The sequence below is a fragment of the Stenotrophomonas sp. LM091 genome (assembly GCF_001806305.1).
Classification (GTDB): Bacteria; Pseudomonadota; Gammaproteobacteria; order Xanthomonadales; family Xanthomonadaceae; genus Stenotrophomonas; species Stenotrophomonas bentonitica_A.
This window is the reverse complement of sequence record NZ_CP017483.1, coordinates 3,659,183-3,681,277: the sequence shown is the minus strand read 5'-3', so window position 1 is coordinate 3,681,277 and position 22,095 is coordinate 3,659,183. Positions and strand designations below refer to the sequence as shown.

Sequence of the window (22,095 nt, the reverse complement as noted above, 5' to 3'; positions counted from 1 at the left end):
TCGTCGTATTGGTAGAAGGCGGGGTCGTACTGCAGGGCGGCCAGCTCGACGGAGCCGTCTTCGCCTGGCGTGAGTTCGGCCAGCACGGCGTCATATCCAGCGCGCGTGCTGTCGCAGAAGATCAGCTCGGGGGATCGATGGTCGGGTCGTCCATGATCCAGGTGTTGAAGGCGTGCTCGCCCGGCAGCGCCGAGGCGGCGATGGTGAGGCGGTGGTCGTCGACCCGGGTGGGCACGATCACGCTGGAGAGCGTCCCGTCCTGGAACCGAATCAGGCACCGCGGTGCCGCCAAGGTCCAGTCCAGATACTCGCCCACCTCGATCAGCACCCGGGTGCCGTCCAGGCGCGCCGATTCGATCATGGCGCTGGTGGTGCTGGATCCTGGGATATCGTCGAACAGCTTCACGCGGTCGCCGTACTGGTAGACCAGGCCCATCATCTCGGTCTTGGTCGTGTAGGTAAGCCGCTGGCCCTGGTGCTTCATGAGACGCCGCATGCCGATCCGGTAGGCGCGATCGCGCGTGCCCACGCCCTGCAGCTCGAAGGTCTCCACCTTCCACGGGGTGTCGCCGCCCGGAAGCCGGCATTCCACCGTCTCGGCCGCCCACGTCACCTCGTCGATGTAGGTCACGTCCACGCCGTCGAAGTCATCCGGCCCCGGTGAGGTGAACGCCGTGGTCAACGGCTCCAGCTGCCGTTGCGGTGAGATGCCACCGCGCCAGGCCTTGATTCCCTCGCGGCCGGCCGAGCACATGGAGTCGATCAGCAGGAAGTACCCCATGCCCGCCTGGGCAGCCATCTGCAGCAGGTCGAGGGCGCTGGTGCCCGACTTCTCCGCGCTGAAGTCGAAGAACTCCCCGCGCGGCGTCCAGTAGGTGTTCTCCAGGTGGGTCAGCGTATCGGTGTCGATCTGGTCGGCCGGCAGACCCAGCGAGCGCATCACGTGGGTCATCGCCCCGCTGATGCTGCGGGCGGTGCCGTCGTCATACAGCCGGGTCGCCTCGACGTTGAACCGGCGGTCTGTCTGCGCCGCCAGCTTGGTGCCGGTGGTCACCGTCAGGCCGATGGTCGTCAGGTCGTCGTAGCGCGTGGGCCGCTGCGGCAGTCGCGCGCGCAGGCCTTGCCAGAAGCAGGCATCGCGCGCCGAGTTGCCGCCGCGCTCGGTCACCCGTCGCACGCGCACTTCGATCTGTCCAGGCGTGCCCAGCGTGATGCGCTCGGTGAAGCCCAGCGAATCCTCGGAGGTGGCGGTGTAGCTGTGGGTACGCACTGACCAAGGGTCGCCCGACCCGTAGACACGCCACGCCACCCGCACGGTCACGGTGAAGGTGCGCTTGTTGCCCTTGTCCGTGTACCAGATCAGGCCGCCCGGGAAGTTGAAGTCGTACTCGAAGGCGTCGGTGGTCTCTCCGTTGGGGCATACCAGGAACGGGCCAAGCCATTCTTCGCTCTCCTGCAGACCCGTCGCCCGATAGTCGGTCGCGGTCCGCGAGGTCCAGCCCGGCCAGCTGGTATCGACGACGCCGCCCTCGGTCAGTCGCTGGACCACCAGGGTGAGGCCGGAAACAGCAGTGATGCGGTACTCGCTCTGGCCGCGCGACATCGCCAGCGAGACGCTGCCCGGCGGCAGGCCACCGAAGGCAGTGCCGCCCGGGCCGTCGTACGCCAGGGTGACGCGTGGCAGCGTCGCCGGGGTGCCACCGGTGGTGGCCACACCCGCCGTGGCCGCCGGGCTGGGGCCGAACACCGCCGCCGGCAGTCCGCTGAAGGAGATGCTTCCGCCGGCATACGGGCTGGCCGCCTCGGCGATGGTGACCACCGCGCCCGACTGCGTCGCCACCAGGCCGCTGTCCACCAGCTGATCGTTGATCGCGGTGAGCAGCACGCCCAAGGTGATGTAGTTGGCCACCAGCGCCACGCTGTAGCTGGTTCCGCGCCAGCCTATGCCGAAGGTGACCGGCGTGCCGCTGAAGTCGAAACCGGTGGCCGGCGCCGAGCCAGTGAGCCGCGCTGGGCTGCCGCCGACACCGGGCACGGCCGGCGTGCCAGGCGCATAGCTCGCCACGAACAGACCATAGTCGGCGCCGTTGTAGGTCAGCAGCACCGGCATACCGACATACGGCGCCAGCTCGGCTACCGCGCTACCGGCGATGACGGAATAGAGGCCGCTGGTGGTCGCGGTAAAGGTCGCCGCCACCTTCAGCGTCAGCACAGCGCCGACGGTCCAGGACGCCGGCACCGACGTGGCCGGCCGCTCCTTGCCGTTCGCATCGGTGACCGTCGCGTTGTTCAGCGTCAGCACGTTGCCCGACACGGTCACCGAATCGGCATTGAGGCTGGTGGCCACGTCCGCCGTGTCGCTCAGGTCCAAGCCGGCAGTGCCCGAGGCGGTGGCGCCGACCTCGGTGGAGTTGACCCAGTTCTCCGAGCGCACGTCGCCGCCCACGTCGGCGCCCGGCGGGTAGATGGCCATCTCCACGTCGCTGCCGAAGGAACTGATCGGGGTGTTGCCCAGCCGCGCGGAGCCGAACGGGATCACATGTCTCCCTTTGCCCACGCACACGAACATCTGCGTGCGGTAGGTCTTGCCGCCGACGAAGCGCGAAACCGGCTGCACCAGATAGTCCGCCCAGACCCGGCATCGCCCCAGAACCTCACGTACGGGGCTGCCAAGGCGCGCGGAGTTCGCCCGGGCGGTATCCAGGCTGAGCGTGTCGCCCTGCCCGTACCGGCTGCCCGAGGGCATGGTGGCGACCATGTAGATCGCATAGGCAGCCATGACGGCCACCACGACCCAGTAGACGACCGCGGCGGCGCCTTCGTAGTAGGGGATCGGGTAGATCCTCGCGTCGGTATCGGCTTCGATCCAGGTGGAAGCCCACGCGTCCGCCGGCACTGCAGCGCCGCACACCTCGACCTCGATCGGGTGCGGCCCCTCGCTTGCGTAGCTCGGCACGTTGGAGCGCAGCCACCCATCGATCGTAGTCCTGCCGTGGCGATGGGTCTCCAGCGGCTCGCCCGGCATGCGTGATGGGAAAATCTGGATCACGCGTAGTACTCCACCCGGTTGAAACGGCACTCGAAGCGGGCGACCGGCAGCACGGTGACGTTGCGGCCGTCGTTGCACTCCAGCGCGCACATGCGGCCCTCGACCTCCACCAGCACCGCCACGTGGGTCACCACGCTGCCCTGGTAGCAGAACGCGACGGCGCCTTCCACGAGGTCGCTGCCGGCGTGCTGCCGCGCAGCCTCGTTCGCCAGGTCAGCCAGGTCAGCGCGCGTCGCGCCCGGGTACTCGTCCCATGGCGCGAGGCCAAGGTCACGACGCACCTCGTTGACGACCCCATAGCAATCCAGCTCCGGGAACTGGCGGCCGCCGCTGACCCAGACCACGTCCAGGTACTTTTCCAGATCGATTTTCATGTGATGTAGCGCAGCCCCGGGTGCTTGGTGAGGTTGAAGCGGTCGCGCGGCCAGGCCGTGTCGAGGATGTTCATGAAGCCGGCAGTCACCTGGACCTCGGTTGCGGTCCACTGCCCGCCCTTGATCACCATCGACAACGGCTTCTTGGCCGGCGCCAGCAGGTCGTTGCTCAGGTAGATCCGTAGGGTGACGGTCATTTCGAGCCGGGCTGCCAGCGCCGCCCGTATCTCGGTGCTCACCACCCCGTCCACGTTGGTAAGCGCGAACTGGAGGTCTTGGACCCCGTCAGCGTTTCGCGTGGGCTTGGCCACATCCATGCCGCAAGCCTTGAAGGTCACCGTCTGCCCTGTCTCCAGAACCGCGGTGATGTCCTCCCAGCCCTTGGTGAGGTAGTGGGTCTTGCTGCCCACGGTGATCGCAAGAGTTTCGTGCTCGACTTCAGAACCACCGGATGCGTACAGCCTTTCAAGAATGCTCATGCCTTGGGCCATTCACGATTGGCCGCCCTATCAATGAGGGAGGCCTGCAAATACCCATCGGGAGATTCAAGCCACCCATCTTCCAAGAGTGCTCGTTGGTACATTTCAAGGCTTGCAGTGATTAACCATTCATTCCCAGAGGTCAGCACAGGGCCGTCATAGATATCTAAGAAGCGGCTCTTGTAGTAGTCCATTCCAAGCGGCGTGCGCAATCGGCATGCGAACCAACCCACGCCGTCGCTTAAGACCTTTTGAAACCATTTCTCAAACAATGCGGCCCTAGGGGCGTCGAGGAGCCAGCGCACCTCTATTTCTGTCGGCGTGCTCGTATAGCGCCGGCGAGACATAGACCTTCCACTCACAAATTTTGATCGCTGTAAGGGCGATACATGCCGAAGTCCGTACCCCTCGCGCAGCGGTTCGGGCAGCCACTGCGGCTGAATAATCAATGCCATTACCCGACCTTCCTTCTGACGTTCCAGTTCGAGCGCATCGCTCGGGACTGCGGGCCCGTGCCCGAGGTGGTATCAGCAACGCGGTCCTTCCGCGCCATAGTTACTGCTCTTTTGACAGCCTCCTCCATCATCAGGCGCTCTCGCTCACTGAGTGATCCGTTGACGCTGATGTTGATCTCGTTGGTATCCCCGCCACCGCCACCAGTACTGCTATCGCGAGCCACCCGCTCCAAGGTGGCATCCAGCTTCGCGCTAGTGGCCGCGGTAGTGACACGCTCGCCCTTCTGCAGCAACCAGGTGCCCGTCTCGGGAACGCTGTCGATGCCGTCGTGCGCCATGCCGACCGCGGAGATGCTGGAGATGATCCCGGCCGTCGCCGCAGCGACGGATGCGATCGCGGCCAGATTGGCTGGCCACGGATTCTTCGCCGCCTCGGCCATGCCTGCCTGGATCGCCAAGGTTGCCTGCGCGATCGCGGCCGCCTTCTGCGCCACGAAGGCGACCTTGTACAGCGCAGACTGCTCGCCGAAGCTGTTGCGCATGATGTCTGTGACGCTGCCGAGGCCCTGCTGTGCAGCGGTCAGCGTGACCTGCCAGCGGGAGTCTTCCAAGGATTGCAGACGTTTCTGGTGCTCGGCCCTCATCTGCTCTTCCTGAGCATCCCATTCGCTTTCGAGATCCGCGCGCGACTGGCGGTACTCATTCAGCGCTTCCAGCTGTGCCTCATACCTCGCGTTCTCCTGCTCCATCGCCTTGTCGATCTTGGTGAACTCTCCGGCCGCGCCGCCATACAGCGCATCAGGCCCAGCGAAGCCGTCTGCACCCGTTCCACCCACCTGGTCCAGCGCGCGTCGAGCCGTAGCCGCGTAATCCGAATCATTCGCTGCGCCGGCTGCGGCCGCCGCTTGGATCACCTTTAGCCGCTCGCGCGCCAGGTCGACGCCCAGGCTGTCCTCTCGGTTCAGCTCCTTGCGCAGCTTGGCGAATTCTTCCGTCGCCTTGGCGGCCTTCTCATTGGCGTCTTTCACACCGTTGAGCCGGTCGATCTCCATCGCCCAGCCCCTCAGGGTCTCCTGTTGCTGGGCATTGAGACCCCGTAGAGAACCAGTAGCGAGCTCGAAATTAAGCTGCTGCAGCTCCGTGGCTTTCTCGGACCTGTCCGCGCTGGTGTCGAACAGCGCTATCTGGCGCTGGTACTGGAGACCTGATGCTTCGTAGGCACGCATCAGTTGCTTCTGCGCGGCTGCCCGCTTCTTCGCATTCTCGGCATCGGCCGCGGCAGCAGCGGCAGCGGCCCGACCTGCGCCATCGCCAGTAACGCCGGTCGCCGGCACCGGATCCGTCGCCTTCTGTGCCCGTGCTGCCTGGGCGGCCATGTCCTGGGCCAATGCGAGGTTCGCCTGTTCCTGTGCGATCTCACCCTGCAGCCGCTTGATCACCGTATCGGGCGTGCTCAGTAGGTCGGACGGGATCAGCTCTTTGGCATTCAGCATCGATAGCCCCAGCGTGCTGCGAGCCTTCTTGACCGCGTCCACCGTGTCATTCAGCCGCTTGATGCGGTCCTCTACGCGGACCGTATCGAACGCATCGGGCCCGTTGAGCCGCGCAGACAGCTCCTCTGCGACGAATCCCGTGGCGCCGGCGAATGAGGCCGTGAACTTTGCCAGCACCCCGATTGCCTCAATGGCACCAGAGATGACGTTGTTGAAGCCCTCGCGCACCTGGGGATCATTCAACGTGGCAATCAGCGTGTTCACAGCCTCCGTAGCACCAGCGAGGCTTCCATCGCCGCCAGTGGTCAGGTCGTTGATGGTGTTCATCAGCGCGGACAACGCGCCACCGAAGGTATCCCGAGCAGCCTGGGCCGCGCCGCCGTACGATTCCTCCAGTATCTCCAGAATCATTATCTGGGCTTCACCCTCTTTGCCGGCTTTCACCAGCTCGTCGATGGTGCCGCGCACTTCCTTGGTGAAAGCCGCGCCGAAGCCCTGCTGCGCGAGCGCTGCCGCGGCCTTGCTCGGCGATTCCAGCGCGCGACCGATCGTCTCGGCCGACTGGCTAACGCTGATGCCCAGGCGTGCCGACTGATCGATGATGGCCTGCATGGCGCGGGGGATGTTGGTCCCCAAGATGCCCGAGTACGAAAGCAGACGGGTCTGGGCTTCCACGATCTCGCCACCGCTGAAGGTGGACTTGGCGGACAAGGTGTCGGCCATATCCAACAGCTGCTGCCGTGTGTATCCCGCGGCACCGCCGGTGGAACGAATGATCGCGTCGAGCTGGGCGATCTCCCGTTCCGCAGCCACTGAGTTTCGGGCGATCAGCACCACCGCGCCGGCGATGGCGGCACCGAGTGCAACGCCCGCCATCTTCGCTTCTTTCTCGATGTTCTTGCGCCATTTCTGCGTCTGGCGTTCGGACTTGTCCAGGCCGGACGCAAAGCCGCCGATCTCGGCAATGACGTCGATGGTCAGCGTGCCGAGAGAACGTCGTGACATGTGCAGTTATCCCCAGCTCGCCATCGCCTCTTCAAGGCCGATCGGCTCCGCTTTCTGGTATCGAAGGAAGTCAGTTACTTGGAATGCCGGGGCTGACGGCTTGCGCTTGCTGTTGGCGAACAGGCTGGCCAGCAGGCCAGCGTTCCAGTCGGCGCGCATCATCGGGTTCAGGCCTCCGTGGCGTTCCCGGTATGCAGCCCAGAGCCTCACCTCGCGAGCGCTGAGGCGTTCCTTCGCCACAGCAATGGTTTCGCCGCCGATGCCGTTAAGCACCAGCTCGCACCAGAACTCGTCTTCCGGTGTTAGCTCGTAGCTTTTCCCAGCGAGTTCACCTCGCCGATGGCGCTCAGCAGCGCCAGGGTCAGGGCGCCGTCCAGCGCGCCGCGGTCCGCATCCGACGCACCGGTGATGTCACCTACGGTGAAGACGGGCTTTCCCTGCTCATCGCAGATGGAGGCCGCGATACGGCCGGCCACGCTGTCCTGCCGCCCGCCTGCGGCGAGCACGTCGGAGATGGCGGACTGGAAGCCCAGCGGCCGCACGAACACCGTGGCGGTGAACTCTTGCTCGCCCTGGCGCCAGCTGATCTCCTTCTCGACCGGGCGGCCAGTGAAGGCACCGGCCTGCAGCAGGCCAGCGATCGAAAGGGATACCGCCTTGCTCTTCGGGACGGACGCCGGCGGCGCCGCCCTCTTCCGGCCCTGGGGCTTCGCTGCGGTCACGGGGTCACCACCTTACGGACCCAGACGCCGGCGCCAGAGCGCTGCAGGCTCGCAGCGGTGGAAACCACAGCGTTGGCCTGGAAGTCGAAGGGGAAGTCGGCGACGTAGCCGAGGAACGTGTACCAGGTCCTACCCTCGGGCAGCACCATCTCCGGCTCGCTGTTGCGCTGGGCCGTTGCCGCCGCACCGGTGCCGGCACCGCCATTGAAGGCCACCGTCGGCACACTCGTGTAGCCGGTGCCCGGATTGGTGATGGAGACCCCGATCACCGAGCCGCTGTCGACGATGGCGGTTGCCGTGGCGCCGCTGCCGCCGCCGCCCGTCAGGGTCACGGTCGGCGCGCTGGTATAGCCAGTGCCGCCGCTGGTGACGTTGACGCCGCTGATGGAGCCGCCCGGCGCCAGCGTGGGGACGATGTCCACGCCATCAGACCAGCCGATAGCCCACTGGATCTTCTCGTCGGAATCGTCCTCACCGAGCTGCCACATCAGGTAGTGGCTCTCGTTGCGCGGGTCTGCGTTGATCGTGACCGAAGCCTGCCCAGGCGTGCGCAGCCCCTTCTTGTAGGACCGTGCCTTGGTCTCGGACAGGCAGGTGTCTTCGATCTGGTCCGCCGGGTTCGCGCCGGGGTTGAAGTTGGTGATGCACTCGATCTCGCGGATCTGGCCATTGATCAGGCCGTACAGCTGGGTGCCTTGCGTCAGCATGCTCATGAATGTCTCCCTGCGGGCATAAAAAAACCCCGCAGTGCGGGGTGTGGGTGGGTGAAACGGACGAACGTCTTCAGCGCGGCACGAGCCAGTCCACGTCAAACGAGTAGCGGTACAGCTTGGTTTCGGGGTCTTTCACCTGGTCACCCCAGCGGGTCACGTAGGCCTGTCCCTCGATCGCGTCGCGGATAGCCCGCGCCGCCGGCAGCAGCGAGACCGGGTCGTCGCTGTAGACGTCGATCTGCAGCGAGTACCCGTCCACGTCAGGGCGGTCGCCCAGGTACTGAGCCGGTTCTCCGCCGATGGTCTGCCAGACGACGTAGGGCCGCGCCGGCGGCTTCTCTACCAGTCCGAACGGATAGACCCGTGTCGGGTTGCTGCCGAACAGAGCCAGCACCGCGGCGTTGGCGATGCAGGCCTGGAAAATTGGGGCGATCATTTCTTTGCCGCCTTTGCCTGCTTGGCAAGTGCGCGGTCGAGCGCGCGGTTGAACTCGAGCGCGAAGGTATCTACCGCCTTCTGTCCGGCCTGCTCGGCCACCGGCCGCAGGAATGGGCGGGCGGCCACCTTGGCCGTGCCCAGCTCCACGTGGCGCCAGTACCAGGTGTCGCCACCGGGATTGCTGGAGCTGCCATCCGTGGCATACGTCTGTCCCGTGCGGCGCTTACGGCGATTCTCGCGGGTTCTGCCGTACTGCCTGGCGCCGCCGAGCACACCCAGCCGGAACGCAAGCTGCCCGTCGCGCTTGAACGCTCGGCCGTCCCAGCGCAGATCGATGTTCTTCCAGATCGCCTCGCCGGTCTCATGGTCGTCCAGGCGTCGGGCATTGCTCTGTGCCTGAGCGCGCAGGACGGCGGTCGCCTTCCGCAGCGCGGCGCGACCGCCCTTGGCGTTGGCTTCGTTCTTCAGCTGGGCCATCTTCGCCTTCACGCCGTCAAGGCCGCTGACGTCGAAACGGATGTTGTCAGCCATCGTTGACGCCCTCGCTGCATGGCAGCGTCATGTATTCCAGCCCGCTGACCGGATCGGCCAGCACGCCGTGGACGTTGTAGACCTGCCCCCTGTGGATGATGCGGCTCTTGTCGGTGACGCCAGCACGGTGCCGGATGGTGATGCGCGCGGTCACCTCGCTGTCGATAGCTTGGGCGGCCACGAACTCGCGGACGGACGCCGGAACCACTTCGGCGAACACCGTAGCCAAATCGGCCCACGTCGTGATGGGTGCGCCGGATCCGGGATCCTGGCTCTCCACGGGGTTCTGTATCAGCACCCGGTGGCGGAGGCGGCCGGCGGCGATCACCGCGGCTTCCCGCTCATGTAGGTGCCCGCCTCCGGATCAGCCTCGACGTCCTCACTCTGGCAGACGTAATCCATCAGCCGGTTGGTCGCCTCCGCGTTCTCCGCCAACGCCTGGGCGAGAACCATCATCGCCTCGGCTTGCGCCAGTTGGGCTGCTGCCGATTCTTTCAGCGCTTCCGACAGCTCGTTTTGCTCGTTCATCGGCAATCCCCATCCATTTCAACAGCCAGGCACGGCGCCGCTCGCAACCCTGGCAGGCCACGTCAAACCCCCAGCCCGACCCGGTAGGGCCAGAGCAAGCTGCGGGTGCCTTCCTTCATCTCCGACACGATGGTGCCGGTGACAACGTTTTCGCGGTTTGCGTACAGGTGCCCGAGGGTGAGCAGCACCGCTGCCCGGATCGCGTCATTGACGACGATCGGATCGCAGCCTGCGGTTCCGTCAAGCACCGCGGCGGCTAGCGCATCCTCATCTTCGTAGACCCGGCGATTCAGGAAGTCCTGGGCGGCGTCTTCAGCGGCGCCGCCGTACAGGGTCAGCATCTGGTCGTCGTCGCTATCGACCCGGCAGTGCTGCCGGGCCTCTTCAATGGTCACCAGGCGCATGGCTCAGGCCTGGGCCTGCGCTGCGGCCTTGATGGCGGTTTCAATCGCTTCAACCACCGTGGCACGAGCTTTGTCGCCCTTGGCTGTTTCCGCCTTCAACGCTGCGTCAAGCCGTGCGAGGTCGGTAACTGCTGCAATCGCCGCGATCGCGTCGGCAGCCTTCTGGCGGACCAGCTGAGCGCCATCGTTGGTCTCGCCGGTCGGCGCCACGGGGCCTACGCCGGCCGGGGCGGCCTGCCCAGCCAGCTTCACGAGGCCGCGCTTGGCCAGCAAGTCTGCGTGCTGGGCGGATACGTCGAACTGCGCGCCGCGGCTGCGGCTTCCGTGGTGTTCGAACGAGGTGAGTGCAATGACCTTGGCCATTTTTCGGTTCCTTCGTCAGGGGAAGCGCCCGGGGCTACCGGGCGCTTCAGGGGATCAGCCGCCGGCGCCCGCACCATCGGTGACCGGCAGGCCGTCGAAGCCGCCCTTCACGAAGGCCTCCGGGCGGAAGACAGTCAGGCCCACGTCCTCTTCGCAGAGGATGGTGACCATGTTCTTGACGAAGTTGTCGCGGTCCTGGTTGGAGACGGTGATGTTCGCCTGCTCGCGGTCCCAGCCCTGGGCGCCCATCTTGAAGGCACCGGTCAGGAAGTCGCCCAGATCCATGGCCTTGGTGGCCACGACCGGACGTGCCCACAGGCCGGGAACGGCGAGGCCACGCGGCGTGGCGAAGAGGTAGGCGTTCTCGGTGGTCTTCGACAGCTCGATGGTGGTCCAGTCGATCGGGTTCAGCACGATGCCGTCGGCCTCGTACTCGGCCAGGGTGACTTGCAGCATGGCAATGCGCAGACGATCGATGGCGGTCTCGTTCTGCACCACCACACCTGGGTTCGCGTAGGTCGTCGCCTGGGTGTACAGGCCGTTGATATTCAGTCCAACGCCCGAGCCCTTCAACAGCTGGGCTTCTTCCTTCAGCTTCAGGCCGTACATCAGGCGGCCGTTGATGTAGGCCTGCAGCATGCCGGCGTCGCGCAGGACCTGCTTGGAGGCGCGAATCCAGTGGGCAATGGTGGCGACCTTCGCCGAGTCCAGCTCGAAGGCCAAGTCAGACTCAGGCTTCGGGTTGGTCGGATTCTCGGCCACGACTTCGGCATTGTTGGTGAATCCCGTTTCCCGCACGTACTCCAGGCTATCCGACGTGGTCGTGCCCCAGGTGAGCAGATCGCGAAGGAACAGGCGCTGGTTCGGGGTAGCCACGATTCCCGGGATACGGTGCGGCTCGATAAGGCTGCCCGCCGATGCGTCCTCGCGGGTGATCGCGGCCTTGACCGTGAAACTGCCCTGCATGCCGGGGTTGAAGTTCTTGCACACGTCGGAGGTCGCCACGACTTCGCCGATGGTGCGGGCCTTGGCGGGCACCCCGCCGCCCTGCTCGAGCTTGGCGATCACCTGCTGGGCTGCCTGCAGGTTGGCCTGCAGCTCGCCCTGGGCGACCAACAGCTGGTCGACCTTGCCCTTGGTTTCTTCGGACAGCTGTGCATGCGCGCTGATGTCAGCCTTGGCCTGCTCCGCGTGCTTCTTCAGCTGTTCATTCACCTGCCCAAGGCTGGCGTTGATGTTCTTGATGTCGTCGTCGATCTGGGCCATTGAGGCTCTCCTTACAGGATGTTGGTGAGGTTCGCGGCCAGCGCCGCGGTGGTCGTGAAGCCGGCAGCGTCACGCTGGCCGTGTTCGGTGGGCTCGCCCTCACCGCTGCCAGCGGGATCACCCGCGCTGGACTTGAATTGGCTGATAAGACGCATTGCCTCGGACTTGGGCATCCCCGATGCCCGGAGCGCTGCCTCCATACGGCGAACGGCTGACGCGTTCTTGCCGTCGTCGGTCTTGCTGATTTCGTCGGAGTCGAGAAGGGAATCGGCGAAGCCCTGCGATACAGCGGCACTGCCGCCGATGTAGGACTCGCGATCCATCAGCTTCTGCATCGCCTTGACGTCCTCACCGGTCCGGGCCGCATAGACGTCGGCCATGGCCTGGTCGAAAGGCTCCAGCTGGTCGGCGATCTCGCGCAGCTCGTGTCGGTTGCCCGCAGCAAGCAGCCAGCAGTTGTGGATCATCAGGAAACCGGCGCGCGCCACCTGGACCTGATCCCCGGCCATTGCGATGATCGAAGCGGCAGAGGCGGCGATTCCCATGACCTTCACGGTCACCTCGCCGGGGTGCTCTCTCAGCATCGAGTACATCGCCAGGCCTTCGAACATGTCGCCACCGGGCGAGTTGATGGCCACCGTCACCGGTCCTTTACCGAGCGATCGCAGAGCGGCTGACATGCGTTTGGCAGTGAAACCACCACCGGTCCACCAGTCTTCTCCGATGACGTCGTAGATGCCGATCGTTCGGTCCTCTTCGTTCTCGGCAGCGGCACGGATGCTGGAGTCCCAGCGATCGAAAGCAGCCGGCGCGATATAGCTACGCACGTCCATCTGCGGCCGTCCGCTGGGGACGCCCGGGGTTGCACGGATGGTCATCTCTTATTCCTTGCTGGTGGCGTCAGGCACGCCGAGGAAGGCGCGTAGGGACGCACGGGCTGCATTGCCGTCTTCGGCCTGGCCAAGCTTGTCCAGTGGCGCCAACGCCGTCTGGACCGTGAGTACAGCTGCGTTACCGCCCATCGGCTCCCGGTCTTCCAGCTCGCGGACTTCGTCACGCGTCAGGATGCCGTTGTTGACCATCGCGGCGTAGAAGGAAGCGCGGCCGGCGCTATCGGCACGGAGCAGCCCCTCCACCGCAAACTTCGGGTAGTACCTCAGCCGTTCCGCCGGGGTCAAAAGGTCCTTGCTGATCGCCTGCTCGATTCGGCGAAGCCACGGCCCCAGGGTGAAAGTGAGGAAGCCGATCATCTGCTGCTCGATCCCGGTGCCCCAGCTGGTGGACTTCTCGCTGTGACCGACCATGAAGGGCGGTACGCGGAACCACCGGCAGATTTCCTCAACCGAGAATGCCCGTGACTCGAGCAGCTGCGCGTCAGACGGGTTGATGCCGATAGTCTTGATTTCTGACCCGGCCTCGAGGATGACAGGGCGGCCGGCATTGACCGCGCCGCTCAGCGTCTCCAACGTCTCACGCGCCTCATCGCGCTGACCGGCCTTCAGAGTGCTCGGGTAGGTGATTGCCGTGGTTGGCATCAACCCCTTCGAGAATGTCGAGCTGGCAGCCATGTCGGCACCGATCGCCGCGCCGAACACCTCCGCACCGTAGCCGATGACGGAGACACCTTCCTTTCCGTCGAGAGAGAAGCCGGGGATGCTCCAGACTCTATCGTTGGAAATCTCGCGCTGGGTGCCGTTCTCGTCGGTGTATCGCCATACCTTGACGCCGTCTCGGCGGAAAGAGGTCAGTCGGTCCGGGTGCAGGAACTGCAGTCCGATCACCTTGCCGCCGATCATCAGCTTTTCGCAGCGAGCGTTCCCGCGCAGGAGCATCGCCGCCACGCTCGCCTCCCAGTGGACCGCGGCGGTGGTGTCCGCATTGGGTTGGTCGTGGAGGATGAACTGCAGCGGATGATGGCTCGCTACCCGCTTCCCCCCGCTGGTCTTCTCGTACATCGAGAGCGGCAGCGTGGAGATGGTCTCCGAGATGAGGCGGACGCACGACCAAACCGCAGATAGTTTCAACACCGTCTGGTGGTTAACCGGAACGCCAGCGGCCGAATTGGACCCGAAGAACTCGGACCAGAAGTCGCCATCCGTCAGGTGCACGGGCACGCCAAGCCATTTAAGCGCCGCTGCACGGAGACGCCCTGGTTTGGTTGCCTTGGTCTTCATCCGATCACCGGGCTGGAAATGAAGTCACCAGCGTCTTCCTGATCACCGTTCGGCATGCTCAGGGCGATCGCCATGAGCAAGGTCGACATGTCGTCGATCTTGTCCGGCGACCGCTTCTTGTCAGGCTTCATATTCAGGTTTCCATCTTTCACAGCAATGAGGTTGGAAGCACACCAGTTCAGGACCGGATCGTTCCCGTGTTGAATCTTTTTGCTGATGTAGGCCCGCTCCAGCTCTTGCATTGCCGGGTGATAGTTCTTCGTTGTCTGGCCGAATTCGATCAGTGGATGCCCTTCCGCCAGCAGCCGCTGCGTGATCTCTTGGGCGTTCCATTTATCGAAGCCGATCACCTCGGGGTTGAACCTGGCGATGTCTTCGCGCATCCGCCTCTCAACCGCCTGATAGTCGGTAACTTCACCTTCGGTCACTTCGATTAACCCGGCTGCAACCCAGCCCGCGTATGGCACGACCCCGCGCTCAGTACGCGCGCGCACAGCCTCCTCCGGCACAAAGCGGCGACCCCAGGTGTAATAGACCTCGTCGACCTTCCACACCAATCGCCAAGAAGTGAGATCAAGATTCGCCGCAAGGTCGAGCCCCGCCCAGCATGGCTGCCCCTCGAGCCAGTCCAGATCTACCGTACCGCCGCACTTCTGCCACTTAGTGAGATCCACCCAGCCGGTGGCGGAGGACGCCGGCCGATTGAGTCGTTTGATCTTGAACTCGGCCAGCTTCGAGGGCATCTGCCGCGCCTCGACGGCCTCCTTGCGGATTGCCTTCAACAGGTGCGGGTTGGCATCCATCAGCGGGTTGGCCTTGGGCCAAGCCGATTCGTCGAACTCGTCGTCGTCATCGTCGACGGCGAAGAACACCACCAGGAAGTGATCGGCCGAATCGCCCAGGATGCCCTGCAGCACCTGTTTCGCGAACTGCCTGATTTCCCCCCACGGCCCCGGGTTCGTATACCCCTCGGTCGTGGTGTAAAGCCACAGCGGGTTGCTGCGTGCGCCCGCCGCTGACGTCAGAACGTTCAACAGGTCCGCCGACTTGTGAGCGTGGATCTCGTCCAGGCCAACATGCGACGGGTTCAGGCCGTCCTGCGTGCTGGCCTTGGAGTTGATGGGCTTGAAGGTTGCCCCAGTCTCCACGCGACTGATCGCGTTGGCCCAGCACGCAAGCCCGAACGCCTCCTGCAGGTCGGGCGTCTTCTCCGTCATCCGCTTGGCGACGTTGAAGATGATCCGGGCCTGGCTGCCGGTAGTGGCCGCCGAGATGATCTGGGCTCCCTCTTCCTCTTCGCAGCACTGGCAGTAGAGCAGGATCGCCGCGGCCAACGTCGACTTGGCGTTCTTGCGGGCCACCGCGAACAGCGCCGACGTGAAACGCCGGCTGCCGTCGAGGTTGCGGAACCCGAACAGCTGCACCACAAAAAACACGTGGGAGCGGTGCAGCTCTATCTCCGGCCGCGCCCACTTCCCTTCAACGTGCGGCAACTTCTCGATGAAGTCGCACGGGTCGCATGCATGCCACTCGTCGAACAGGAACGGGGGCCGCTTCCGCTTGGCGCGCTTGAGGTCCGCCAAGAAGCGCTTGCCCGCCAGCCGAATCCACTTGCCGAACTTCTTGCCCTTCTTGTCGGCTACCGCCTCTTCGGCATACGCCGTGGCGATACCAACGTAATCACGCACGGGTCTTCCGCTTCGCACCGTTGTTGGCGAAGGCGTTCCCGGTCTTCTCGACATCGCCAGACGGCCGGACCTTGCCCTGGGCAACTGGCGTCAGCCCGAAGTCATTCATCAGGCCGCGCAGCTGCGACACCATCGACGCGACCGGGGCCAGGCCGGCGGCATAGAGCTGCACGGTATTGCCGTGCAACGCGCACAGCTGGCCGAACGCGGATAGGCCGGCCTCGGTCAACAGCTTGTTCGCGTGCAGGATCGGTGCCAGCCTGTCCCATTCCTTGATGGCGTGGGCGTTCGGCAGCCAGTCCGGAGCAGGCGGCACGTCGGACACCAGCGGCAGCTCGGCGGCCGGCGCCGGCGGCGCGCGGTCAGGGCGATCCGTGCCGGCCACCACTTTCAGCGATGTCGGTTTGCGGGGGTTCGCCATGTTCGTTCCGAGGGCGGCCGATTGACCGCGAAAAAATGGTTTTTCTCAACTGACGGTGCAAATAAACAGCTGGGCGCACGGTCAGGAGCGCGGACGACCTGAACTTTCGACCCGCCCCTCCCCCTCCGGACTTCCCCGGCGGCGTGGGCGCGGATTTTCGTTCAGGTTCGTTCGCTGGTCGGCCGTGCCCCGCGAGGCCGGTTGCCGAAGCCGCCGTCCTCGCCTGCCGTCTTCACGTCGTGGCAGCGCTTGCAGAGGGGCTGCCAGTTCGAGGTATCCCAGAACAGATCCTGGTCGCCTCGATGCGGTATCACGTGGTCGACGATGCGAGCGAGGGTCACGCGCCCGTTTCGCCGACACTCAGCACAGAGCGGATCACGCTTGAGAAACGTCTCGCGGGCCTTCTGCCATCGACCGCCGTAGCCGCGCTGCGCGGTGGTGAGGCGAATGGCCTCGGCCGGTACGTGCGCCACGGCATCGGCCTTGTGCGGCCGGTGCTTGGGCGGTCGGGCGGGCATCAGCGGCCTTCCCTGAGCGTGATGGCACGGCGCGCCCAGTGCTCAACCTTGTCCATGTCCGGAGGCAGGTTGGTCAGATAGCTCGCGAGGGCAACGCTTGCCACATACCAGCGCCACCACCACGCGACTGACACGACGATGCGAATGCTGCGCGTGCCCATCAGAGGAACTCCACCTCGACCTTGCCGTGCTTGGTGCGCTGGATGGCGCGCTTTCGGTGCTTGTGGACCCGGACAGGCGTGTCGTAGTGGCGGACCACTCCCTTGCGGGTGTCGGCATACACCACCTTCTCCACAACCTGGCCATCCAGCAGAACACGGCGACGACCACGGCCGTCGTCGACGGTGTGGATATGGCCAGAACGCCGCAGGCCGAGAAGGCTCACGGCCTCACCTCGGCACGGTCTGCGGCGATGACTGCCTGACAGGCCCTGAGCTGGTCGTCGGCATCTCGACCGATTCCAATAGCAGGGCCCGCAACCGTGACTCCGAGGTCGGCAGGCGCATCACGTTGGGCGGCGCCGGCGGCGGCTTCGGACAGGCGACCGGTGTGGCAGGTAGCGAGGTCGTGGCGCAACCGGACAGTGCCAGCACGCAGCTCAGCGACAACAGCAGCAGGGACGGTCTCGGCCGCAGCGCGGTCTTCTTCATGCTTCGCTCCGATGGTGGCCATGGTTTCGGCCTGGGTGTGCTCGGTTACGCGGGCCTTGTTGACTTGCTCCACCACGGCGGCGCTGGCGCCTGACTGCTGTCGGGCTTCTGCGCCCTCGGCGCGGTCGCCGCGCCAAGACCAGCCCGCCCAGAAGGACAAGGCGATCGCCGCAGCGGCAAGCAAGGCATAAAGACGGATCATTACGGCATCTCCGGCGGGATCACCGCGCCGACCTGGCGCATGGCCGACTCCAGCGACATGACCCGCAACCTCAGTCGGTGGGCCTCTTCCTGTGCCGTCATGCGCAACTTGATTTCCTCGGCCAGCTGCAGCGTGGTCGCCGCCTGGGATTCCTCCAGCGACTTCACGCGCTGCACCAAGCCGTTCAACAGGTCGACGTTGGCATCCGTCTCGGTCCGCTCTTTGCGGCGGGAGAGCAGCGCCCCCCAAGTTTCCCTTGCCACCCAGAACGCGGCGAGACCGCCGGCCATCCACCACGGGACGGTTTCCTCGGTCATGACACGACCACGCCACCAGCTTTGCGGTAGGCCGCCAGCAGGTCATCCAGCTTCCGCTCGTGCTGCCCGTACCCGGCGCCTGGCAGGCTCGCCCAGATATTGCGTACGAAGCCGATCGCCTTGACCACGTGGCCGGCCTTGATCAGGTCCAGCGCCCGCCGCTCCCTGATCTGCTGAATAGCGATCAGATCCTGGCTGATCGGAGAAAAGTCCGGCAGCCCCAGCAGACGGCGGTACGCGTCGTAGTACCGCGACAGCAGCTGGTAGCGACCGGCCGCCGTGGACTTGATGCCCAGCCTGGGCAGCGGCACCAGTTCGCGAGGGTGGTCGGCATAGCCGGTGAACAGCCTGCCACCCACGATCACGTCATAGCCGTGATCCTTGGTGGGCTGCTTGCCGTTGTCGGTGCCCTCGGACCAGGCCAGCATGTCCAGGAACGCCACGACGTTCACGCCGCCTGCTTGTTGGGGAGTGATGCGAGCCATGGGCTTTCTCTGTCAGGGCGCCCGCCCACCGCCGGCTGGGCGCAAGGGTTGATCCGGTCTGGGAAGCGGGCAAAGAAAAAGCCCCGGTTGTTGGCCGGGGCTGAGGTCGTGCGCGATGGTAGTGAATCTAACCCCAAAAGTGCGGGAGTGTCACTCCCGCACGTATTTGACACCGAGGACGCGGCCAATCTCTCCAGGGTTCATCTCCCGCTGCCCGTCAATCTCGCCTTGTATCTCGTTGAATTCCTGAAGCATCGACGCGTACCGATCCCGCCGTTTGGTGTGCGAGTTGAGATCTCTGGCTCGGAACTCATCGAACCGCCTCATCACCTTGATGAGCAGCCGCGCATGATTCAGCAACCCAAACTCTTGGTTTCCGTCGAAGCCATCGAATTTTAGCGGGGTAGCACGGTGTCCAATTGCTGCCTGAAGGACAGACTGTCCGTATTCGTCCAGCGACTCCACCGCCTCCTCCAACACGGACCACATCTCCAACACGTCGAGAACGAAGTGGAAATCTGCGGGTTCGTTGCCAGCGGTAAATATTCCCTGGTACTCAAACGCAATGGCAAATTCATTGTCGTCGGACGAGGCGGCCTTGATGAAATCGGCATTGAACTCGCTCTTCACCCCGAGGGTTTTCTGGATTTCAGCCAGCATGATTACGATGAGTCGCTGCTCGTCAGTGAACTGCATACTTCCTCCGTGAATAGCCGGCCAATACAGCCCGCTTTCCAGAAGTCTACCGCGAGTGGTCGATCAGGCAGCCCGGCTCAATGCGTCGGACAGTGCCCAGCATGCATCCTGCTCCGACTCGATCATCTGCTGCAACAGCCACTCGTAGACGCCTCGCCACTTCGCACGATACGTGGACTCGTCTCGCCCGATGGCGGCGGCGCGGCGGCGGTCGCTGACGCCGCCCAGGCCTGACCCGCTGCACAACTTGCAGACCACCCGAAGATCGCCGGCCGTCGTTTCCCCGCGGCCCTCGCAGGAATGGCAATGCGGTCTGGTGGCGATCTCATTGATCACGGCGCCGGCCAGGCTCGGCAGCGACTCCAGCGTGCTGATCGGCCAGCATTGCGCCTTGATCTGGCCCAGCCGGTGCGCCGCCCGGTCGCGCTCGGCCCGCTGCTCGGCCGTCACCGCACCCGCCCAGCCCATGCACACCTCGGCCAGCCCCAGCTCCGTGCGCGCGTCAGCCAGTCGGCGCTGCTGCCGGCGCAGCTCGGGGGTCACCAGGGCGATCACCGCGTCCCGCAGCTTGTGCCGGCGCAGGGCCGCGCCGTCCGGCCACCAGCAAGCCTCCAGCAGCTCCCGGCCCAGCCCGGCAGGCACCATGCCCAGCGCAGCCGCAATGTCCTGGTTGGTGAGGTCGGGCGTCCCGCCGCGGCCGGTGTCGAACTTGACGGTGGACGGACCCAGACGGGCCATCAGCTCACGGACGTTTGCCATCTTCATTCCCCAGTTGATCGTTGGTTTGTCCCGCACCGGTGATGCGCACCACTACCTGCCCGCCCGGGCGGCGCTCGGTCTTCACGTCCGGGGGGCTCTTGAACCGCTTGTCGTCGATGCCCAGCACCTGGGCGATCCCGTCCCGGTACGCCTTGCAGCGGCCGAGCATGTTGTCGTCGTCCGGCAGCTTCTTTCCCGGCGCCTGGTAGAAGTCCAGCCACAGATGCAGGCGCCCCGCCGGCAGCCACGCCCCACGCCACCCGGCCTCGAAGGCCAGCACCACGGCCATCTGACGCGCGAACCTCGTGGCTTCCGCCCGGCGGCGCCAGTTGACCCGCGAGTTCGGGGACAGGTCCTTGCTAGGCCAGGGCAGCACCAGCTCGATCATGCGGCCCCCAGTGCAGCGCGCGCCTTTGCATACTTCGTGCGGAGCCGATCGGCCGTCGCCGGATCCAGCAGCGCCAAGCGTGCCTCGTCACTGTTGTCAGCGATATCGGCAAGCTTCACCTTCAGCGCGAGGGAGTTCTGCCGAATGTTCCAGTAGTAGAACGCCGGGCTCTTGTTCACGCCGCGCGTCAGATCGAACACAGCCTCCACCACGCCCTGCGGGAACAGCAGGACGTTGGCCGAGAAGGCCGGCTGGTCTTCCAGTACGTCGTGGAGCCAAGCCACCGTTTCGGCGGCGTCATCGCCGGCGACCGCTGCTGCTACCCGAGCCACATGCTCGATATATGGCCGGCCAGCCTTGTCCACCTGACCAGCGTGCGCTTCCTGCGCGAGCCAGCGAGCCTCGTTGACGAAGGGACAGTCGCTCATGCCGCCTGCTCCATCTGCTCCCAGTGCGCCGTCAGGCGCTGCACCCGGCCGCCCCGCGCCAGGAACTGCTCAACCGTCTCGCACACCGAATGCTGGACCGCTGTCGCTGGCACCGGCATGTTGGCCGCCCGCAGGCTCACCCGCGCGGCACGGACCCGGCTGGATTTGTTAGGCGACACCGGGGCACCACGGGCGCGGCGCTTTCGGTCGTCCCGGGCCAGGCGCGCTTCCGCCTTGCGGCGCGCCCGGTCGCCCTCTTCCAGCGTCGGCCGGCGCATGCCCTTCCCACTCACCCGATACGCCCTGCCGCTGGCGGTCTCGGTGCGCTCTAGGAAGCCACACAGGTAGCCGCAGCGAACTGCCTCGGCCAGCCTGCGACGCTCATCACCTGGCGCCACGCCGAAAATCGCGCTGATGGTGGGCATAGTGAACAGCTTTCCGGCCGGCTGCTCGGAGAACCAATCGCGGACGGTCGCGGGTGTGACGTCGGTTTTCATGCTGCTTCCCTCAGTTGGTTGACCACCGTCTGCTGCTCGATCAGCTCGTCGTCGGTCCCGTAGGTCTCGTGGAAGGTCCGCGAGCCATCCATCAGGCTCGGACCGTAGATCTCGCGCATCTCGCCGAAGGTCTTCCCCTGCATCGGGTGACGGCGGTGGTGCCACACGCACAGGGCGTAGCCGAACGCATGGCCGCGGCGCCTGTTCCCGCTCTTGGCGTGGTTGTAGTCGCAGCCGTAGACCGCCTGGCCGGGGGCCATCAGCCCCTGGGCGATCAGCGACAGGCATGCCATGCAGGGGCCGACCTTGGCCGCCTCGATCCGGGCGCCCTCGGCGGCGGTGGGCGGCGGCGCCTTCGACCACATCAGCGCGCGCCTCCCCGGCGTTTCTCGTCACGGTCGGCCGAACGCCAGCCGTGCTGCCAGGCCAGAGCCTTCTCGCCCAGCGGCTGCACCTTGCGCGACTCAAGCTCGTCCTGGGTGTCCATCCACACCATGTGCGGGTTGGTGCTCAGCCCTTCACCGTTCAAGCGGGCCGAGTACCCGGCGTTGATCTGGGCGTACTTGCTGCGGGTGCTGAAGGCGGTGAAGTCCATCACGCCGCCCTCGCCAGCTTCATCGCAAGCGGCTGGATGAAGGTCATCTCCCACACGCCGTAGTCCAAGGGGCCGATCAGCCCACCACCATCGGGATGCGGGTCCCAGGCGATACGAGTGCCCAAGCCGATCACGACATGGTTGGTCCCGCGCGGACTCTTACCCGCCAGGATGTAATAGTGATCGGGGAAGAACGTGCGCGTCTGCAGGACGTCCTCCAGCGTGGCCTCGCCATTGAGCTGGACGTCCGTGAAGGTGTAGCCGTGCTGGTTCAGAAAATCCTCCATCGCGGCCTGCCAGTCGTAACCCGGGCGCGTGTAGTGGTTCTGAACGAAATGCGGCACCCGGTGCGGCTCGATGTCCAACAGGCAGGCCACGACCGTGCGCTGGCAGTCGCCATAGATCTCGTTATGCGGTTCGTGTCGGAACAGCTGGTGGCGCTGAATCATGGAAACCC

33 protein-coding genes are annotated in these 22,095 nt (G+C 65.3%); all 33 read right to left on the bottom strand.

Annotation, left to right across the window (positions count from 1 at the left end; all coding sequences use genetic code 11):
- Window positions 1–121: 121 nt before the first annotated feature.
- On the bottom strand, window positions 122–3,049 hold the full coding sequence (locus BIZ42_RS16355; RefSeq protein ID WP_156785764.1) for a host specificity factor TipJ family phage tail protein: 2,928 nt from the start codon (window positions 3,047–3,049) through the stop codon (window positions 122–124).
- Entirely contained in the window at window positions 3,046–3,423 is a 378-nt protein-coding gene (locus tag BIZ42_RS16350) for a hypothetical protein (RefSeq protein ID WP_070427063.1), read from the bottom strand. The genes BIZ42_RS16355 and BIZ42_RS16350 overlap by 4 nt, the downstream gene beginning before the upstream one ends.
- Window positions 3,420–3,902, bottom strand: a complete 483-nt coding sequence (locus BIZ42_RS16345; protein ID WP_070427577.1) for a DUF1833 family protein — start codon at window positions 3,900–3,902, stop codon at window positions 3,420–3,422. Before BIZ42_RS16345 ends, BIZ42_RS16350 begins: the two co-directional genes overlap by 4 nt.
- Window positions 3,899–4,357, bottom strand: coding sequence for a hypothetical protein (locus BIZ42_RS19380; protein WP_083279883.1), 459 nt, complete (start codon window positions 4,355–4,357; stop codon window positions 3,899–3,901). Before BIZ42_RS19380 ends, BIZ42_RS16345 begins: the two co-directional genes overlap by 4 nt.
- Window positions 4,357–6,855, bottom strand: a complete 2,499-nt coding sequence (locus BIZ42_RS16340; protein WP_070427062.1) for a phage tail length tape measure family protein — start codon at window positions 6,853–6,855, stop codon at window positions 4,357–4,359. The genes BIZ42_RS19380 and BIZ42_RS16340 overlap by 1 nt, the downstream gene beginning before the upstream one ends.
- 6 nt (window positions 6,856–6,861) lie before the next feature.
- A complete protein-coding gene (locus tag BIZ42_RS16335) occupies window positions 6,862–7,128 on the bottom strand; it encodes a phage tail protein (RefSeq protein ID WP_070427061.1) in 267 nt (88 codons plus the stop codon).
- A 29-nt stretch (window positions 7,129–7,157) separates the two neighbouring features.
- Window positions 7,158–7,577 carry a phage tail assembly chaperone family protein, TAC gene (locus tag BIZ42_RS16330; RefSeq protein WP_083279882.1) on the bottom strand — a complete coding sequence of 140 codons (420 nt, stop codon included), beginning with the start codon at window positions 7,575–7,577 and terminating at the stop codon, window positions 7,158–7,160.
- Window positions 7,574–8,290, bottom strand: coding sequence for a phage tail tube protein (locus tag BIZ42_RS16325; protein ID WP_070427060.1), 717 nt, complete (start codon window positions 8,288–8,290; stop codon window positions 7,574–7,576). Before BIZ42_RS16325 ends, BIZ42_RS16330 begins: the two co-directional genes overlap by 4 nt.
- Before the next feature lie 70 nt (window positions 8,291–8,360).
- A complete protein-coding gene (locus tag BIZ42_RS16320) occupies window positions 8,361–8,726 on the bottom strand; it encodes a DUF3168 domain-containing protein (protein WP_070427059.1) in 366 nt (121 codons plus the stop codon).
- Window positions 8,723–9,259: an HK97-gp10 family putative phage morphogenesis protein gene (locus BIZ42_RS16315; RefSeq protein WP_070427058.1), complete on the bottom strand. Its 537-nt coding sequence runs from the start codon at window positions 9,257–9,259 to the stop codon at window positions 8,723–8,725. The genes BIZ42_RS16320 and BIZ42_RS16315 overlap by 4 nt, the downstream gene beginning before the upstream one ends.
- A complete protein-coding gene (locus BIZ42_RS16310; protein WP_216636695.1) occupies window positions 9,252–9,587 on the bottom strand; it encodes a phage head closure protein in 336 nt (111 codons plus the stop codon). Before BIZ42_RS16310 ends, BIZ42_RS16315 begins: the two co-directional genes overlap by 8 nt.
- Window positions 9,584–9,787, bottom strand: a complete 204-nt coding sequence (locus tag BIZ42_RS16305) for a hypothetical protein (protein ID WP_070427057.1) — start codon at window positions 9,785–9,787, stop codon at window positions 9,584–9,586. The genes BIZ42_RS16310 and BIZ42_RS16305 overlap by 4 nt, the downstream gene beginning before the upstream one ends.
- 62 nt (window positions 9,788–9,849) lie before the next feature.
- Window positions 9,850–10,191 (bottom strand): head-tail connector protein, encoded by a 342-nt coding sequence (locus tag BIZ42_RS16300; RefSeq protein WP_070427056.1) that lies wholly within the window; start codon window positions 10,189–10,191, stop codon window positions 9,850–9,852.
- Between the two features lie 3 nt (window positions 10,192–10,194).
- Window positions 10,195–10,554, bottom strand: coding sequence for a hypothetical protein (locus BIZ42_RS16295; RefSeq protein ID WP_070427055.1), 360 nt, complete (start codon window positions 10,552–10,554; stop codon window positions 10,195–10,197).
- Between the two features lie 54 nt (window positions 10,555–10,608).
- Window positions 10,609–11,820: a phage major capsid protein gene (locus tag BIZ42_RS16290; protein WP_070427054.1), complete on the bottom strand. Its 1,212-nt coding sequence runs from the start codon at window positions 11,818–11,820 to the stop codon at window positions 10,609–10,611.
- A gap of 11 nt (window positions 11,821–11,831) precedes the next feature.
- Window positions 11,832–12,698 carry a head maturation protease, ClpP-related gene (locus tag BIZ42_RS16285; protein WP_070427053.1) on the bottom strand — a complete coding sequence of 289 codons (867 nt, stop codon included), beginning with the start codon at window positions 12,696–12,698 and terminating at the stop codon, window positions 11,832–11,834.
- 3 nt (window positions 12,699–12,701) lie between these two features.
- Window positions 12,702–13,994, bottom strand: a complete 1,293-nt coding sequence (locus tag BIZ42_RS16280) for a phage portal protein (protein WP_070427052.1) — start codon at window positions 13,992–13,994, stop codon at window positions 12,702–12,704.
- Window positions 13,991–15,682 (bottom strand): terminase TerL endonuclease subunit, encoded by a 1,692-nt coding sequence (locus BIZ42_RS16275; protein WP_083279881.1) that lies wholly within the window; start codon window positions 15,680–15,682, stop codon window positions 13,991–13,993. Before BIZ42_RS16275 ends, BIZ42_RS16280 begins: the two co-directional genes overlap by 4 nt.
- Window positions 15,675–16,103, bottom strand: coding sequence for a hypothetical protein (locus BIZ42_RS16270; protein WP_070427050.1), 429 nt, complete (start codon window positions 16,101–16,103; stop codon window positions 15,675–15,677). Before BIZ42_RS16270 ends, BIZ42_RS16275 begins: the two co-directional genes overlap by 8 nt.
- A gap of 161 nt (window positions 16,104–16,264) precedes the next feature.
- Window positions 16,265–16,621, bottom strand: a complete 357-nt coding sequence (locus tag BIZ42_RS16265; RefSeq protein ID WP_070427049.1) for an HNH endonuclease — start codon at window positions 16,619–16,621, stop codon at window positions 16,265–16,267.
- Window positions 16,621–16,782 carry a hypothetical protein gene (locus BIZ42_RS19705; protein WP_172838057.1) on the bottom strand — a complete coding sequence of 54 codons (162 nt, stop codon included), beginning with the start codon at window positions 16,780–16,782 and terminating at the stop codon, window positions 16,621–16,623. The genes BIZ42_RS16265 and BIZ42_RS19705 overlap by 1 nt, the downstream gene beginning before the upstream one ends.
- Complete coding sequence (locus tag BIZ42_RS16260) at window positions 16,782–17,006, bottom strand: hypothetical protein (protein WP_070427048.1); 225 nt, start codon at window positions 17,004–17,006, stop codon at window positions 16,782–16,784. The genes BIZ42_RS19705 and BIZ42_RS16260 overlap by 1 nt, the downstream gene beginning before the upstream one ends.
- Entirely contained in the window at window positions 17,003–17,473 is a 471-nt protein-coding gene (locus BIZ42_RS16255; protein ID WP_070427047.1) for a lysis system i-spanin subunit Rz, read from the bottom strand. Before BIZ42_RS16255 ends, BIZ42_RS16260 begins: the two co-directional genes overlap by 4 nt.
- On the bottom strand, window positions 17,473–17,790 hold the full coding sequence (locus tag BIZ42_RS16250; RefSeq protein ID WP_070427046.1) for a hypothetical protein: 318 nt from the start codon (window positions 17,788–17,790) through the stop codon (window positions 17,473–17,475). Before BIZ42_RS16250 ends, BIZ42_RS16255 begins: the two co-directional genes overlap by 1 nt.
- Window positions 17,787–18,275, bottom strand: coding sequence for a glycoside hydrolase family 104 protein (locus tag BIZ42_RS16245; RefSeq protein ID WP_070427045.1), 489 nt, complete (start codon window positions 18,273–18,275; stop codon window positions 17,787–17,789). The genes BIZ42_RS16250 and BIZ42_RS16245 overlap by 4 nt, the downstream gene beginning before the upstream one ends.
- A gap of 150 nt (window positions 18,276–18,425) precedes the next feature.
- A complete protein-coding gene (locus BIZ42_RS16240) occupies window positions 18,426–18,971 on the bottom strand; it encodes a YfbU family protein (protein WP_070427044.1) in 546 nt (181 codons plus the stop codon).
- Window positions 18,972–19,034: 63 nt separating this feature from the next.
- On the bottom strand, window positions 19,035–19,730 hold the full coding sequence (locus BIZ42_RS16235; RefSeq protein WP_070427043.1) for a hypothetical protein: 696 nt from the start codon (window positions 19,728–19,730) through the stop codon (window positions 19,035–19,037).
- The gene (locus tag BIZ42_RS16230) at window positions 19,714–20,118 is read right to left on the bottom strand and encodes a hypothetical protein (protein WP_070427042.1); all 405 of its coding nucleotides are present in this window, start codon (window positions 20,116–20,118) and stop codon (window positions 19,714–19,716) included. The genes BIZ42_RS16235 and BIZ42_RS16230 overlap by 17 nt, the downstream gene beginning before the upstream one ends.
- The gene (locus BIZ42_RS16225; protein WP_070427041.1) at window positions 20,115–20,546 is read right to left on the bottom strand and encodes an HD domain-containing protein; all 432 of its coding nucleotides are present in this window, start codon (window positions 20,544–20,546) and stop codon (window positions 20,115–20,117) included. The genes BIZ42_RS16230 and BIZ42_RS16225 overlap by 4 nt, the downstream gene beginning before the upstream one ends.
- Window positions 20,543–21,043 (bottom strand): hypothetical protein, encoded by a 501-nt coding sequence (locus tag BIZ42_RS16220; protein ID WP_070427040.1) that lies wholly within the window; start codon window positions 21,041–21,043, stop codon window positions 20,543–20,545. The genes BIZ42_RS16225 and BIZ42_RS16220 overlap by 4 nt, the downstream gene beginning before the upstream one ends.
- Complete coding sequence (locus BIZ42_RS16215) at window positions 21,040–21,408, bottom strand: Ref family recombination enhancement nuclease (RefSeq protein WP_070427039.1); 369 nt, start codon at window positions 21,406–21,408, stop codon at window positions 21,040–21,042. The genes BIZ42_RS16220 and BIZ42_RS16215 overlap by 4 nt, the downstream gene beginning before the upstream one ends.
- Window positions 21,408–21,641, bottom strand: a complete 234-nt coding sequence (locus BIZ42_RS16210; RefSeq protein ID WP_156785763.1) for a hypothetical protein — start codon at window positions 21,639–21,641, stop codon at window positions 21,408–21,410. The genes BIZ42_RS16215 and BIZ42_RS16210 overlap by 1 nt, the downstream gene beginning before the upstream one ends.
- Window positions 21,638–22,087, bottom strand: a complete 450-nt coding sequence (locus BIZ42_RS16205) for a hypothetical protein (RefSeq protein WP_070427037.1) — start codon at window positions 22,085–22,087, stop codon at window positions 21,638–21,640. The genes BIZ42_RS16210 and BIZ42_RS16205 overlap by 4 nt, the downstream gene beginning before the upstream one ends.
- Between the last annotated feature and the right edge of the window lie 8 nt (window positions 22,088–22,095).